Genomic DNA, 14,079 nt, shown 5'->3' with positions numbered 1-14,079 from the left:
ATGCTGACCAATTCGGACATCGAAGCGCTGGAAGACATCCTCTTCGCCGAGCCCTGGGGCGACGACGCCCTGGACTTCTTCGGACTGCACGGGGTGGTATGCGCCAGCGTCGTTGGCCCGGTCAGCCTCGGGGCGGAAGATATCTTCCGCCTTGCCACCGGCGCAGATAACCTGCCCGAAGGCGGGGTACCCGAGATCTTCGCTCACTGCGTGAACGAACTCTCCAGGGAAATGGGCCACCTGCTGGATATGGGCCAGTCGCTGGAACTCCCGGAGCCGGAAGACGGCGACCCCATGAACGCACTGGAAAACTGGTGCGCAGGGTTCGTAGACACCTTCCTGGATCACGAGGAAGAATGGCTCGAAGCCGCCGGTGAAGAAGAAGTGGCAGACCTGATGGTGCCCATGCTGACACTGTCTGGCCTGTTCGACGATGAAGACTTCCAGAAAGTCCGCAACGACGAGAAACTGGCCAGCCGGATGGCAGAAGCCATCCCGGATTCACTGACCGATCTGTACCTGCTGTTCCACGCGCCGGATTAAACCCCGGCGCTGACCGGCTGCTTGAAATGATGCCAGACGGGCTCCAGCCCCTCTGGCATTTTTGTTATCTTGCCCAGCTCGCACCAGGGCGCACCGGGAAAGTGGAAATCACTGCCCTGCGATGCCAGCAGCTTCTCCCGCCTGGCCAGTTCCGCCACAAAGCCCAGGTCACCACTGGACTGCCCGGAAACAGACACCTCAATACCTCGCCCCCCGGCTCTGCGGAAATCCGCCGTCAGCTCCCGCAACTTGGTCGCGGTCAGCTTGTACTTGCGGGGATGGGCCAGTACAGAGATCCCCCCGGCCCGCTCAATCCAGCCAACCACCTCGTCCAGTTCCGGCCAGCAGGCCTTCACATCACCCGGCTTGCCGGTACCCAGATAGCGCTTGAAGGCGGCATCCATTCTGGATACCACACCCTCATCAATCAGCACCCGGGCAAAGTGGGGGCGGCCCGGCACATCCCCGCCGGCATGGGCGGTGGCCTTTTCCAGTAATCCGTCCACTTTCAGCTTGGACAGCTTATCGGCGATCAGCCGGGCACGTTGCCAGCGGTTGTCATGCTGGCGCGCCAGCGCTGCCAGGAAATCGGCATCCTCGTGATCAAAATCCAGCCCGACGATATGAATGGTCTGGCTGCGCCATACGCAGGACAGCTCAGTGCCGTTAACCAGTGTCATCCCGTGCCCTGCAGCCGCCTGTCGCGCCGGCTCCAGGCCGTTGATCGTATCGTGGTCAGTCAGGGCCAGGTGGGTAACGCCCTGCTCTGCCGCGCGCTGAACCAGCTCTTCGGGAGCCAATGCGCCATCCGACGCGGTGCTGTGGCAATGCAGGTCGATGCATGGATTCTGGTGTTGGGGTATAGTCACGGGCATTCCTGTCATAAAACGTGGCCACAGTGTATCAGCCTTGGCCTGCGGGCCGTTACCCCGGCCCACGATAACCGGAGCACCCATGTATTACGCCATTATCAGTGAAGACATCCCGGACAGCCTGGCCCTGCGCAAACAGGCGCGCCCGGCCCACCTGGCCCGGCTTGAAGACCTCAAAAACCAGGGCCGCCTGCTGGTTGCCGGCCCGCACCCGGCCATCGACTCACCGGAACCGGGCGATTCCGGCTTTACCGGCAGCCTGGTAATTGCCGAGTTTGAATCCCTTGAGCAGGCACAGGCCTGGGCCGATGCCGACCCCTATGTGGATGCCGGTGTTTACAAGGAAGTGAAAGTGAAACCCTACAAGGTCGTCCTGCCCTGAGCAGCATGAGCGGATTGTAACCCTCGGGCGCTTTTGAACCACGGCCATCCTGTGACAAAATTGACGCCTTGATTTTCAGGCAAACTAAAGCAACAACCGTCAAACTCAGGGAAACCCGCCCGTGACACCGTTTCGTTTATTTCTCAGCTTACTGCTTATCATCAGCTCGGTTGCCGTGGCCCAGGCCCGAACGGTTTGGGTAGACGACAAAGTTTACCTGCCTGTCCGCACCGGCGCCGGCTCCCAGTTCCGCATTATCGAGAACGCAGTCAGCGGCACCCGCATGGAAGTGCTCGAAACCGGAGACGGCTACACCCGGGTACGCACCTCCAAGGGTAACGAAGGCTGGGTAGCCAGCCAGTATCTGAGCAACCAGCCTATCGCAGAAGACCGCCTGCAACAGGCAACCCGAGACCTTGAAACCGCCCGGACAGAACTGGCCCAGGCCCGGGAACAGCTCAATGCCGTTACCTCCGAGCGCGACGAACTGGAGAGTGCCGAAAGCAACCTGTCCAGCCGGTCCCGGCAATTGCAGACAGAACTGGAGCGCATCAAGAACATCGCCGCAGACTCCATTAACCTGGAGCGCCGCAACCGGGAGCTGCTGGAAGACAACCAGAAACTGCGTAACGACCTGGAAGTACTGACCGCAGAAAACGAGCGCCTGGAAGCCGGAAAAGAATCCGACTTCATGCTGCTGGGCGCAGGCCTGGTGTTTGCCGGCGTGCTGCTGGCGCTTCTGGTGCCCATGCTCAAGCCTACCCGCAAGACCGACAACTGGGCCTGATCACCGGCCCTTCAAATTCCAGTCCTGCAAACAAAAACGGCGGCCAGGTGGCCGCCGTTTTTGTTTCTGCTTCCTGCCCCGGAATTACACCAGGGGCTTCTCGGAAACAATGATGCCGTTATTATCGGCATAGACATACTGCCCCGGGTGGAACGTCACCCCGTGGAAGGTCACCGGAATGTTCAGGTCACCAATGCCACGCTTCTCGGTCTTGCGCGGAATGGTACCCAGCGCCTGAACACCCAGATGGGTCTTGCCGATCTCGTCTACATCGCGGATGCAGCCATAGATAACCAGCCCGGCCCAGCCGTTCTCAGCGGCTTTCTCGGCCAGCATATCGCCCAGCAGCGCATTCCGCTTTGAGCCGCCACCGTCAACCACCATCACCCGGCCGTTGCCCGGCAGGCCAACCTGCTCTTTTACGATGGAGTTATCTTCGAAGCACTTAACCGTTACGATTTCGCCGCCAAACTGGCGAACACCACCGTAGTTGTTGAAACCGGCTTCCACCACCTGTACTTCCGGAAACTCGTCGCACAGATCCGGCGTAATAATATTGCTCACCTTGCTACTCTCCTTTTTCCGAAGCGTTCGTAATCAGTCAATCTTTTCGTCGGCCAGGAAGAACCAGGTATCCAGGACAGAATCCGGGTTCAGGGATACCGTATCGATACCCTCGTCCATCAGCCACTTGGCCAGGTCCGGATGATCCGACGGGCCCTGACCACAGATGCCGATGTACTTGCCGGCTTTCTTGCAGGCCTGGATAGCGTTGGACAGGAGGATCTTCACCGCATCGTTCCGCTCATCGAACAGGTGGGCAATGATGCCGGAATCCCGGTCCAGGCCCAGGGTCAGCTGGGTCAGGTCGTTGGAACCGATAGAGAAGCCATCGAAGTGCTCCAGGAACTGATCCGCCAGCAGAGCGTTGGCCGGCAGCTCGCACATCATGATCACCCGCAGGCCGTTCTCGCCGCGCTTCAGGCCGTTCTCGGCCAGCAGGTTCACCACCTGCTCGGCTTCGCCTACCGTGCGCACAAACGGAACCATCACTTCCACGTTGGTGAGGCCCATCTCGTTGCGCACCTTTTTCAGGGCACGGCATTCCAGCTCGAAACAGTCACGGAAGGTTTCGGAAATATAGCGGGACGCACCACGGAAGCCCAGCATCGGGTTCTCTTCGTCCGGCTCGTACAAAGTACCGCCAATCAGGTTGGCGTACTCGTTGGATTTGAAGTCAGACAGGCGAACAATCACCTTCTTGGGCGCAAAGGCTGCGGCCAGGGTGGAAATACCCTCAACCAGCTTGTCCACGTAGAAGTCCACCGGCGAGGTGTAGCCGGCAATGCGTTTGTCTACGGTCTGCTTGATATCCCGCGGCAGGTTGTCGTAGTTCAGCAGTGCTTTCGGGTGCACGCCGATCATCCGGTTGATGATGAACTCGAGGCGGGCCAGGCCCACACCTTCGTTCGGCAGCGCCTGGAAATCAAAGGCACGGTCCGGGTTGCCCACGTTCATCATGATCTTGAACGGAATGTTGGGCATGGAATCGACGGTGTTCTCACGCAGTTCGAAGTCCAGCGCACCCTCGTAGATCATGCCGGTGTCGCCTTCGGCGCAGGACACAGTCACTTCCTGGCCATCGTTCAGCAGCTCGGTGGCATCACCACAGCCGACTACCGCCGGGATACCCAGCTCACGGGCAATGATCGCCGCGTGGCAGGTACGGCCGCCACGGTCTGTCACAATGGCAGACGCACGCTTCATGACCGGCTCCCAGTCCGGGTCCGTCATGTCTGTTACCAGCACGTCGCCGGGCTGCACACGGTCCATCTCGTTAATGCTGGTGATAATCTTCACCGGGCCACTGCCGATCTTGTGGCCGATACTGCGGCCTTCTACCAGCACCTTGCCGGTTTCTTTCAGCAGGTAGCGCTCCATTACGTTGGCAGACGCACGGCTCTTGACGGTTTCAGGGCGGGCCTGAACGATGTAGATCTTGCCGTCATCGCCGTCTTTGGCCCACTCGATGTCCATCGGGCGCTGGTAGTGCTTTTCGATGATCATGGCTTGCTTGGCCAGTTCTTCTACTTCCGCGTCGGTGATGGAGAAGCTGTTGCGCTCGTCGTGGTCTACCTTCACGGTCTCCACAAACTTACCTTCGCCCGGCTCGGAATGGTAAACCATCTTGATGGCCTTGCTGCCCAGGTTACGGCGCAGCACAGACGGACGGCCCGCTTCCAGGGTCGGCTTGTGTACATAGAATTCGTCAGGGTTTACCGCGCCCTGTACCACTGTCTCGCCCAGGCCATAGGAAGAGGTAATAAACACCACGTCACGGAAACCGGATTCAGTATCCAGGGTAAACATGACGCCGCTGGAAGCGGTTTCACTGCGCACCATTTTCTGGATACCGGCAGACAGCGCCACCAGCTTGTGGTCAAAGCCGTGGTGAACCCGGTAGGAAATCGCACGGTCGTTGAACAGGGAGGCAAATACTTCTTTTACAGAAACACGAACCTGCTCCAGGCCAACCACGTTCAGGAAGGTTTCCTGCTGGCCAGCGAAAGAGGCATCCGGCAGGTCTTCCGCAGTCGCAGAAGAACGAACCGCAACCGCCATGGACTCATTGCCATCCCGGAGTTTCGCGTAGGCTTCTTTCAGGGCATTATCAAGAACGTCGGGGAACGGGGTGTCGATCACCCACTGGCGAATCTGTGCGCCAACCCGGGCCAGTTCGTTAACATCGTTAACGTCCAGGGCATCCAGGGCTTCATCAATGCGGTCTTTCAGGCCATCGGTGGCCAGGAATTCCCGGTAGGCGTGTGCAGTTGTTGCAAAACCGCCAGGAACGGTAACACCTGCATTGGCGAGATTACTGATCATTTCACCGAGGGAAGCGTTCTTGCCTCCAACACGGTCAACATCGGACATTCCCAGGTGGTCAAACCAGATAATGTAATCTTCCAAAGCGTGGTCTCCCTTGAGTCTGTGTGGCGCGGAGTCTCGAATATGGCGGCTATGATACTGTAAGCTGCGGGAATTACCTAGGGACTAGCCTAAAACTGAACGGAAAGAAATCATGAAAAGAACGGCTTTTTTTATCTCGGACGGCACAGGGCTGACCGCCGAAGCACTGGGCCACGCGCTGTTGGCACAGTTTGAAAAAATCGATTTCGAACGGGTAACCGTGCCCTATATTGATGACGAAGACAAAGCCCGCGAGATGGTCATCCGCATCAACAAGGCCGCTGAAGTGGATGGCGAACGGCCCCTGGTGTTCGACACCATTGTGAACAGCACCATCCGCGAGATTATCAGCGATGCCGAAGGCTTCATGATCGATATCTTCGGCACCTTCCTGAGCCCGCTGGAGCAGGAACTGAGTTCGTCGTCCTCTTACTCGGTGGGCAAGTCCCACTCCATCAACAACGAAGGCAGCTACGAGCGGCGCATCCATGCAGTCAACTTTGCACTGGATAACGACGACGGCGCCCGCACCCGCCACTACGACGAAGCAGACCTGATCCTGGTAGGCGCATCCCGCAGCGGCAAAACGCCTACCTGCCTGTACCTGGCCCTGCAGTACGGCATCAAGGCCGCCAACTATCCGATCACCGAAGAAGACCTGGACGACCAGAAAATGCCGGCGGCCCTGCGGCCCCACAAAGAAAAGCTGTTTGGCCTGACCATCGACCCGGAGCGGCTGGCCACCATCCGTAACGAACGGCGGCCCAATTCCCGGTACTCGTCCATCCAGCAGTGCATGCACGAAATCGAAGAAATCGAGCTGATGTACAAGCGGGAACGCATCCCCTACCTGAACACCACGGCCTATTCAGTGGAAGAGATTTCAACCCGGATTATGGTAACCACCGGGTTGAAACGTCACCGTTAAAGCTCCTGGATAGCCAGCCCCAGCCCTTCGGCAACTTCCCGGTTGTCCGGGCTGGTGACTACCGCCACGCTGGCGTTTTCCGGCTTCAGCCAGGTGTCTGCCACCCGGCGCAGCTCATCCATCGTCACGCCCAGCACCCGCTCCCGGAACCGGGCACGCTGCTCCGGTGACCGGCCAAACAAGCCATTATGGAACGCATGGCGAGCCGCACCGGCCGGAGAACGGGGCCGGTCAAGCTGGCCGATCACGCCCAGAATAGCTTCTTCCAGGGATTGGTGATCATGCTGTTCGGTGCGCAGCCATTCGAGCGCCGCATCGAAATCATCCAGGGTTTCCGCCAGGCGTGGATCGCGGTACGAGAAGAACCGGAACACACCGTTCACACTGTCCTGCCCGGAACCACCACCGTAGGCGCCGCCCTTCTCACGAATAGCCCGGTGCAGGTAACCGTTACGCAGGAAGCCACCCAGTACCGTCAGCGCTGCTGCATCCGGATGGTCCACGGCAACAGTGCTGTAGGCCTTGGCGCAGAAGTTCACCTGGGTAGAGGTCAGCCAGGCTTCGCGGGTGTTGTAGTTCACCGGCTCCATGCTCCAGCTTTCGCTGGTTTCACCGCTGTCGTTCTGCCAGCAGGCTTTCAGGTCGTCCAGCATAGGCGCCAGCTGGCCATCTTCGCCAATCAGCAGGAACTGGCGACCCTGGTTGCGGATCTTGTCATGCAGCGCGGCCAGGCTGGCACAGAAATCCTTCAGGGCCTGTTCGTCTTTCAGGGACTTGTCCAGGGCCTTGGTACCCCGAATCCCTTCCAGGCCACCCAACCGGAACGTCAGCCAGGCGCCGGCGCTCAGACCCTGGGCGGCAGCACCCATGGCCAGTGCGTGGCCACTGCCGGTGACCGCCTGTTCGCGGCGGGCACGGGCCTGGGCCACGATTTCGCGGATGCGATCGTGCTCGTCAAACCGTACACCGGTATACACATCTTTCAGCAGGCGGGTCAGCGCCGCACTGTTGCGGGCCAGGGCCTTGCCGCTGAAGATCAGGTAGCCGGACATAGCCTGTACATCGTCAATCCGGCCCTTGGCGGTGAAGGATGCGCCAATGCCGCCGGATTCTGCGGAAATACGATCCTGCATCTGCAGGTAATCCAGGTCGCCACAACCCAGCTCGGAAATCAGGGTGGTGTAGTAAGGCAACAGCAGCAGTTCGTCTTTGCTCAGGGCCGGAAGTGGCAGCACAACCTGCTGGTACACCAGGCCGTTGGTGCCGCGGGCATAAACCGTAGCGCCAATTTCAGCATCGTAACTGCCGACTGGCTCCGGCATCTGCAGGGGCACATCGTCCAGCCCTACCTTCGGCAGAATGGAATCGTCGTCTTTGCGCAGCTGGCGCTCTTCCAGCGCCTGTGCCCGCTCGACAATCTGCTGCACTTCCTCTTCGCTCAGGCTGGCCTTGCGCCTGGCCAGGGTTTCCCGGATCGCCTTCTGATGCTGGCTTTCCAGGTTTTCGTCCGGGCGCAGGGTCAGGGTTACCCGGTGCGGGTTATCCAACAGTTTGCGACGAATCAGGCCTGGCACGTAGTCCGGGTCTTTGATCTTTTCACGCAGGGTAGCCAGTACCGGCTCAAGGTCCAGCAGCTCCACCGGATCCCCGCCGTGCACCATGGGTGAAATCGCGTGCATGATCAGCTGCAAACCATAGGGGAAGCTGTCGCCGGCGATCTCCCGCTGATGCAGTTCCAACTGGTGCAGAATGGCTTCCAGCCGCTCCTGGCTGATGCCTTCGTCGACCACCTTCTGCAAGGTGGACTCCACCAGCTGCTCCAGCTCGGCACGGCGTTCCGGCTCACTACCTTCAATACCGCACACAAAGGTCATTTCCCGGTTGGAATCTTCCAGCCCGCACATGGGCGATGGCGCGTGGCCCAGATCGGTGGTTTCCAGTGCCCGCATCAGCGGTGATGCACTGTTTTCCAGCAAGACGGAAGACAGCAGCTGGCCTTCAAGGTTTTCCTGCAGGTCAAAGCTGTGGCCCAGCAACCAGCCCATCACAATGTGGGTTTTGTTCTCGGTGCCTTCGCCGTCATTCACCGCATAGCCCTGCTCTACCCGCATAGGGGCGAACATGCGCTTTTCGTCCCGCACCGGCAGCTCGATATCCAGCTTGTCGAACCGCTTCAGGGCCTGCTCTTCGAACTTCTCGTGGTGCTCGTGCGCGGGAATATTGCCGTAGGTGGCAAAAATCGCGTTGCTCGGGTGGTAGTGGTGCTTGTAGAACTTCACCAGGTCATCGTAGCTCAGGTCTACAATGTGGTCCGGCTCACCGCCACTGTTGTAGTGGTAGGTGGTGGTCGGGAACAGGTGGCTGGTCAGGTTCTGCCACAGCTGGGAAGTGGGCGCACTCATGGCCCCCTTCATTTCGTTATAGACCACGCCCCGGTACACCAGGTCGCTGGACGGGTCGTCCGGCTTGTCGAACTCCAGGCGATGGCCTTCCTGGGCAAAGTCCAGCGGGTCCAGCCTGGAGAAGAATACCGAATCCAGGTACACCGACAACAGGTTGTCGAAGTCCTTGCGGTTCATGCTGGCGAACGGGTAGGCGGTCCAGTCGCTGCTGGTAAAGGCGTTCATGAAGGTATTCAGGGAACGCCGGATCATCATGAAAAACGGGTCGCGAACGGGATAACGCTCACTGCCGCACAGTGCCGTATGCTCGAGAATGTGCGCAACACCGGTGGAGTCCATCGGGAAGGTACGCAGGGCCACGAAAAACACGTTCTCGTCGTTATCTGCCGCCAGGTGAAGATGGCGGGCACCGGTTTTCTTGTGGCGATACTCCTCAACCTCCAGGTTAAGGGTGCCAATCCGGTGACTGCGAATTTTCTCGAAAGCCGGATGGATTGCGTTGTCTGTCGCTGCAGCCATTAAAACGATCCTGTGTATTGAACAATTGGAGAATTACAGGGTAACACGTACTATCGGATATGATGCACGGAACGGACTCAACAAGGTAGCCTGCCGATTTATGACAGACCATACCCAGAAGCACATAGACTCTCCTGAAGTAGCCGCCTGGTGGGCCGAACGCCGCCGGTACCTGGAGCAGATCCGCAAAACACCGGAACTCAGACAGCAGTTTCGCAAGGAAGTTGCCCTCTACCTGCTGCGCCGCGCCCTGTGGTGTTACGGTTTCTTCCCCGTGGTGATCGCCTTCTGGCTGCCCTTTGTACTGTCCAGCTTCAACCCGGTGGTTATGGCCAACAGCCTGATCCCCATGCTGCAGGAGTTCGTTGCCTCCAACCCGGAACAACAGGCCACCACCCTGAGCACCCTGACCATCGCCTGGCTGTCCATCGGCAGCTTTTTCCTGGTGTTCGACTTCGTTCTGACCCCGTTCCGGTCACCCTATGAATATGAAGCCGATGTGTACATGAAGGCGTGGGAGCAGGTTAACCATGACCAGCTTCCGGACAAAGTGTGATTTGGCCAGCATTCTGACCAACTACAGGCGGTTTCTGTTACATAACGTTGCAGACAGTGGTTAAGATGAAACCATAACAAAAGCATCCGGAACGTATGGATCACGAGGTTTCATCATGGTCGATTTCAGACCACTGCTGTTCATCAACGCGCTTGCCCTAATGCTGCTGGTTACCGCCGGATTTGCCTCGGTACGCAAAGACATCAGCCTGCCCATAGTCCAGGCGCCCGAGGTGGAAGCCGTCATTACCAAAGCCAGTGCAGAGCTAGGCCCGGAGCCCGCCGAAACCCCGGAACCGGTCTTTGCCGATGCAGAACCCGAACCTGAGCCCGAACCAGAGCCTGCCCCACAGGTTCAACCCGAGCCGGCCCCGGAACCCGAACAGCCCCTGATTGCCGAACCCTTCTCGGTTGAACCCATGCCCGAAGAGCCGGAAATGCTCGCCATGGCCGAGCCCGTGGCTGCTATCTCAGCCCCGGCTGCCACGCCGGCACCAAAGGCCGAACCCGAAACTGCCGCCAAACCTGCACCGGAGCCCGAGCCGGCCACCACCGGCAAGCTGGTACTGCGCTCCAACGTGGTGGGCGATGTGGTCACCATTAACGGCCGCAACTATGGTGCCACCCGCCTGGACCTGGAACTGGACCCCGGCCGTTACGACGTCACCATTGCCAAGCCCGGCTACCAGCCCTGGACCAATTCGGTGGCCCTGAAAGCCGGTCAGCAGATGACCCTGGTTGGCCAGCTGGAAGAGCTCACCCGCGTTGAATTCCGTAATGGCCAGTGGCTGGGTGGCGTTAAAACCGGCGATGGCACTTACGAAGACGATACCGGCCTGCGTTACGAAGGCCACTTTATCGATGGCAAGTTCCACGGTGAAGGCACCGCCTGGTATCCGGATGGCAGCCGCTACAACGGCCTTTTCGAACGCAACGAATTCCATGGCAAGGGCACCCTGGCCCGGGCCAACGGCGACACCCTGACCGGCAACTGGGCCCAGGGCAACCTGCACGGACAGGGTTCCCTGACCACCACCGGCGGCATGCTTTATGTGGGCGGCTTCCGCAATGGCGAGTTCCACGGCCAGGGCGCACTCACCTACCCCGATGGCCGCACCTATGAAGGCGAATTCTCCAATGGTGAATTCCACGGCCAGGGCACAGAAATTTTTGCAGACGGGAAGAAGTACGATGGGCAATACATGGAAGGAAAATTCCATGGCAAGGGGCTGCTGCGCAACCCCAACGGAAGCTCCATCGAAGCCACTTTCCGCCACGGTGAACCCTACGGACAGGTTCGCCTGACAACCGCAGCCGGCGAAATATTTACCGCCCGCTCAACGGAACCCGGTGTGTGTTATCGGGAAAAAAGCTATCGGGCCACCCAGTGCCCGCAACTGGAAGGCTGGTAATCAAAAACCCGGTCGCAGCACCCACGCGTCAGCAGTAACAGGTTGAGGAAGTGACATGCCAATCAAGAATGCTCTGCTTGTGGACGACTCCAAGGTAGCCCGGTTTGCCCTCAGCAAACTGCTCGAGAGTCGTGACATGGAAGTGAACATGGCAAGCTCTGCCGAGGAAGCCCTGGACTTCCTGAAAAACAACGGCCGCCCGGATGTGATCTTCATGGATCACCTGATGCCCGGCATGAACGGCGTAGAGGCCACCAAGGCCATCAAGGGCAACCCGGACACCGCCGGCATTCCGATTATCATGTGCACCTCCAAGAAATCCTCCGATTTCACAGATGAAGCCAGGAACTTCGGCATCTACAGCATTCTCACCAAGCCGCCCCAGACCGACCGCCTGGAGCTCGCCCTGCAGGAGCTGGCCAACGACGTAGAGCACGGCACCCTGCCGGAGCCGCCGGCTGAGGTGGAATCCGCCGAGGTCGAGCCGAAATCCGAGATCAACCTGAACGGCCACGCCGGTGCTGATGTGGTGCCGCTGACCAGCGACCTGATCGAACAGATTTCCCGCTCGGCGGTTAAAACCCACATCAACAATCGCCTGCACGAGCTGCTGAGCGACCTGTTTGATGAACAGTACGACCACTTGAAACGGGCCCTGGACGACTCCCGGAGCAAGCAGGAAGCAGAGCTGGAAGAACGCCTGAACGCGCTGTCTGCCATGGTAGACGAGCGCACCCGCAACCTGCGGGACGACGTAGCCGCCGAGGTAAACATTAACCTGGGCCGGGAACTGTCGGCCCTGAAGAAAGAACTCTCGAAAACCGCCGGCTTTACCCCCGATCACATGGCCGAGCTGAAAGACCACATCACCAATGTGCAGACCATCGACACCGAGTTCTGGCAAACCCTGCAGTCTGAAGCCATTCAGCAGGCCCACGAAATCTCCCGCGAAACCGCGGAAGACATCGCCCAGCGCACCATCGACCTGTACGTCTCGCAGCAGCGCTCCGCCAACTCCCGCATGTACACGCTGGGCCTGGCCGTGAGCCTCGGCATTTTCAGTGTGGGTATCGCCTGGCTGTCAGGCCTGTTCGGTGCTTAACACCGCACGTACCTGACGCCAGTCGCCGGGGGTGTCGACATCCTGTTGCACCCCGGCAATCTCTACCCGGCCGGCTCCCGCACGGTTCAGGATAACACCCGCTCCGGCATCCCCTTCCAGCTGAAACACCTGCGGCCACAGGGCCCTCGGAATCCACGCCGGCACTCCCGTTCTGCGCCCGTAACTGGCACCCAGGGCTTTTGCCGGGTTATCCCGGGCCTGCCGGGCCAGCTGCTTCAGGCCGTCCACATCCAATAACGGCTGATCCCCCAACACCACAAACACCCCCAATACCCGCGGCCCCAGGGCGGCCACACCCGCCTTCAGGGATTCCGCCAGCCCGGCCTGCCAGTTGTCGCACACAATCCAGCTTGCCGGCTGCCTGCGGCAGCGAAAACGCACCAGCGGATATCCGGCACCGGCCACCACCGTGATCTGCGCCGACAACTGCCGGGCCTGGCCAATGGCGTTATCCAGCAACGTGCCCCGCCCCGGAACCCGCAACAACTGTTTGTAATGCCCCATACGGGAGGCACGGCCCGCCGCCAGCACCAATGCCGGAAACTGCTGATCGTGAGAACAAGGGTTGATGGTTAAGATGCCGGATTCCTTAATAGCGTGGATAGCTGCAGTAAACTGCTGAATCACGCGATTTTTGCTAGAATTGCGCCACCATGCAACCAAATCAGCCGGACCATTCATGAACCACCTCTTTGTCGACAACCTCACCGTGATTGACTTCGCCTACCTGGACCCAAGCCGGGGCCTTGTGGGTGAAAGCTGGATTGCCGACGTGGTTCTGGGCGGCGAACTGGACGAACAGGGCATGGTGTTCGATTTCAGCCTGGTCAAACGCACCATCAAACGGGTGATTGACGAGCGGGTAGACCACCGCCTGGTGATCCCCCGTGGCTATGAAGGCCTGCACTGGGACGAAGAAACCCCGGACACCTTTGTCTGGGACCTGACCGACGGCAGCCGCATCGAACACCGCTCACCGGATGAAGCCGTGGTGTGGCTGTCCTCAGACCGCGTAGTCCCCTCGGCCGTAGCCGCCCTGCTGGAAAAAGAACTGATGGCAGTACTGCCCGGCAACGTCACCTCTGTGGAAATCAACCTGCGGGAAGACGTGATTGAAGGCGCTTACTACCACTACGTACACGGCCTGAAGAAACACCTGGGCAACTGCCAGCGCATCGCCCACGGCCACCGCTCCCCCATCCGCATCGACCGCAACGGCCACCGGGACTACGACCTGGAAAACCGCTGGGCCAAACTGTGGAAGGATATCTACGTAGGCACGGAAGAAGACGTAACCCGCCGCTTTGTAGGCGACGACGGCGCGGCGTACATCACCTTTGAATACGAAGCCAACCAGGGCGAATTCGCCCTCACCCTGCCGGAAAGCCGCGTGTACATGCTGGATACCGACACCACCGTAGAGCTGATTGCCGCGCATATTGCCGACACGCTGAAAGCGGAGTTTCCGGAAGACGAGATTCGGGTCAAGGCTTATGAAGGCGTGGGCAAGGGAGCGATTGCTGCCCGCTAAGGGTCCAACTCTCCCAGGGGGCAAACTTTCCCAGGGGTCAGACTCCCCAACGGGG

General features: G+C 59.5%; 13 protein-coding genes. 8 read left to right on the top strand and 5 right to left on the bottom strand.

The window, feature by feature from the left end; genetic code table 11:
* Positions 1-543 (top strand): YecA family protein, encoded by a 543-nt coding sequence (locus B2589_RS01745; protein WP_286815422.1) that lies wholly within the window; start codon positions 1-3, stop codon positions 541-543.
* Here B2589_RS01745 and B2589_RS01740 read toward each other — a convergent pair.
* On the bottom strand, positions 540-1,412 hold the full coding sequence (locus tag B2589_RS01740) for a PHP domain-containing protein (protein ID WP_022988083.1): 873 nt from the start codon (positions 1,410-1,412) through the stop codon (positions 540-542). The genes B2589_RS01745 and B2589_RS01740 overlap by 4 nt on opposite strands.
* An 85-nt stretch (positions 1,413-1,497) precedes the next feature.
* Between B2589_RS01740 and B2589_RS01735 the strand changes: the two genes are divergently transcribed.
* Together B2589_RS01735 and B2589_RS01730 are read left to right on the top strand one after the other, a co-directional pair.
* Positions 1,498-1,797 (top strand): YciI family protein, encoded by a 300-nt coding sequence (locus B2589_RS01735; RefSeq protein ID WP_286815421.1) that lies wholly within the window; start codon positions 1,498-1,500, stop codon positions 1,795-1,797.
* Between the two features lie 121 nt (positions 1,798-1,918).
* Positions 1,919-2,584: a TIGR04211 family SH3 domain-containing protein gene (locus tag B2589_RS01730; RefSeq protein ID WP_058340101.1), complete on the top strand. Its 666-nt coding sequence runs from the start codon at positions 1,919-1,921 to the stop codon at positions 2,582-2,584.
* An 84-nt stretch (positions 2,585-2,668) separates the two neighbouring features.
* On the opposite strand, the gene rraA is transcribed toward B2589_RS01730, so the two are convergent.
* Together rraA and ppsA are read right to left on the bottom strand one after the other, a co-directional pair.
* The gene (rraA, locus tag B2589_RS01725; protein ID WP_022988086.1) at positions 2,669-3,148 is read right to left on the bottom strand and encodes a ribonuclease E activity regulator RraA; all 480 of its coding nucleotides are present in this window, start codon (positions 3,146-3,148) and stop codon (positions 2,669-2,671) included.
* A gap of 33 nt (positions 3,149-3,181) precedes the next feature.
* On the bottom strand, positions 3,182-5,554 hold the full coding sequence (gene ppsA / locus B2589_RS01720) for a phosphoenolpyruvate synthase (protein WP_022988087.1): 2,373 nt from the start codon (positions 5,552-5,554) through the stop codon (positions 3,182-3,184).
* Between the two features lie 112 nt (positions 5,555-5,666).
* Between ppsA and ppsR the strand changes: the two genes are divergently transcribed.
* Complete coding sequence (ppsR, locus tag B2589_RS01715) at positions 5,667-6,482, top strand: posphoenolpyruvate synthetase regulatory kinase/phosphorylase PpsR (RefSeq protein WP_094624245.1); 816 nt, start codon at positions 5,667-5,669, stop codon at positions 6,480-6,482.
* Here ppsR and B2589_RS01710 read toward each other — a convergent pair.
* Positions 6,479-9,403 carry an insulinase family protein gene (locus tag B2589_RS01710; RefSeq protein ID WP_286815420.1) on the bottom strand — a complete coding sequence of 975 codons (2,925 nt, stop codon included), beginning with the start codon at positions 9,401-9,403 and terminating at the stop codon, positions 6,479-6,481. The two genes, ppsR and B2589_RS01710, sit on opposite strands and share 4 nt — an antisense overlap.
* 100 nt (positions 9,404-9,503) lie before the next feature.
* On the opposite strand from B2589_RS01710, the gene B2589_RS01705 reads away from it, so the two are divergent.
* The 3 genes from B2589_RS01705 (at position 9,504) to B2589_RS01695 (ending at position 12,472) form a co-directional block, all read left to right on the top strand.
* Positions 9,504-9,959, top strand: a complete 456-nt coding sequence (locus B2589_RS01705) for a hypothetical protein (RefSeq protein ID WP_286815419.1) — start codon at positions 9,504-9,506, stop codon at positions 9,957-9,959.
* Between the two features lie 115 nt (positions 9,960-10,074).
* Entirely contained in the window at positions 10,075-11,370 is a 1,296-nt protein-coding gene (locus B2589_RS01700; RefSeq protein WP_286815418.1) for a PEGA domain-containing protein, read from the top strand.
* Positions 11,371-11,425: 55 nt separating this feature from the next.
* Positions 11,426-12,472, top strand: a complete 1,047-nt coding sequence (locus B2589_RS01695; protein WP_286815417.1) for a response regulator — start codon at positions 11,426-11,428, stop codon at positions 12,470-12,472.
* Here B2589_RS01695 and B2589_RS01690 read toward each other — a convergent pair.
* A complete protein-coding gene (locus B2589_RS01690; RefSeq protein ID WP_286815416.1) occupies positions 12,452-13,120 on the bottom strand; it encodes a nucleotidyltransferase family protein in 669 nt (222 codons plus the stop codon). The genes B2589_RS01695 and B2589_RS01690 overlap by 21 nt on opposite strands.
* 52 nt (positions 13,121-13,172) lie before the next feature.
* Here B2589_RS01690 and B2589_RS01685 point away from each other — a divergent pair, with 52 nt between their 5' ends.
* Positions 13,173-14,024 (top strand): 6-carboxytetrahydropterin synthase, encoded by an 852-nt coding sequence (locus B2589_RS01685; RefSeq protein WP_094624251.1) that lies wholly within the window; start codon positions 13,173-13,175, stop codon positions 14,022-14,024.
* The last annotated feature ends 55 nt before the right edge of the window (positions 14,025-14,079 follow it).

The organism is Marinobacter sp. UBA3607 (assembly GCF_002375525.1).
Lineage (GTDB): Bacteria > Pseudomonadota > Gammaproteobacteria > Pseudomonadales > Oleiphilaceae > Marinobacter > Marinobacter vinifirmus.
The sequence above is the reverse complement of the archived record's forward strand: the minus strand, read 5'-3'. Positions and strand labels throughout refer to the sequence as shown.

What these genes read in the sequence shown, in the direction of transcription:
- B2589_RS01745 (WP_286815422.1), top strand. Translation starts at nt 1, where the DNA reads ATGCTGACCAATTCGGACATCGAAGCGCTGGAAGACATCCTCTTCGCC.
- B2589_RS01735 (WP_286815421.1), top strand. Translation starts at nt 1,498, where the DNA reads ATGTATTACGCCATTATCAGTGAAGACATCCCGGACAGCCTGGCCCTG.
- ppsR (WP_094624245.1), top strand. Translation starts at nt 5,667, where the DNA reads ATGAAAAGAACGGCTTTTTTTATCTCGGACGGCACAGGGCTGACCGCC.
- B2589_RS01710 (WP_286815420.1), bottom strand. Translation starts at nt 9,403, where the DNA reads ATGGCTGCAGCGACAGACAACGCAATCCATCCGGCTTTCGAGAAAATT.
- B2589_RS01705 (WP_286815419.1), top strand. Translation starts at nt 9,504, where the DNA reads ATGACAGACCATACCCAGAAGCACATAGACTCTCCTGAAGTAGCCGCC.
- B2589_RS01700 (WP_286815418.1), top strand. Translation starts at nt 10,075, where the DNA reads ATGGTCGATTTCAGACCACTGCTGTTCATCAACGCGCTTGCCCTAATG.
- B2589_RS01695 (WP_286815417.1), top strand. Translation starts at nt 11,426, where the DNA reads ATGCCAATCAAGAATGCTCTGCTTGTGGACGACTCCAAGGTAGCCCGG.
- B2589_RS01685 (WP_094624251.1), top strand. Translation starts at nt 13,173, where the DNA reads ATGAACCACCTCTTTGTCGACAACCTCACCGTGATTGACTTCGCCTAC.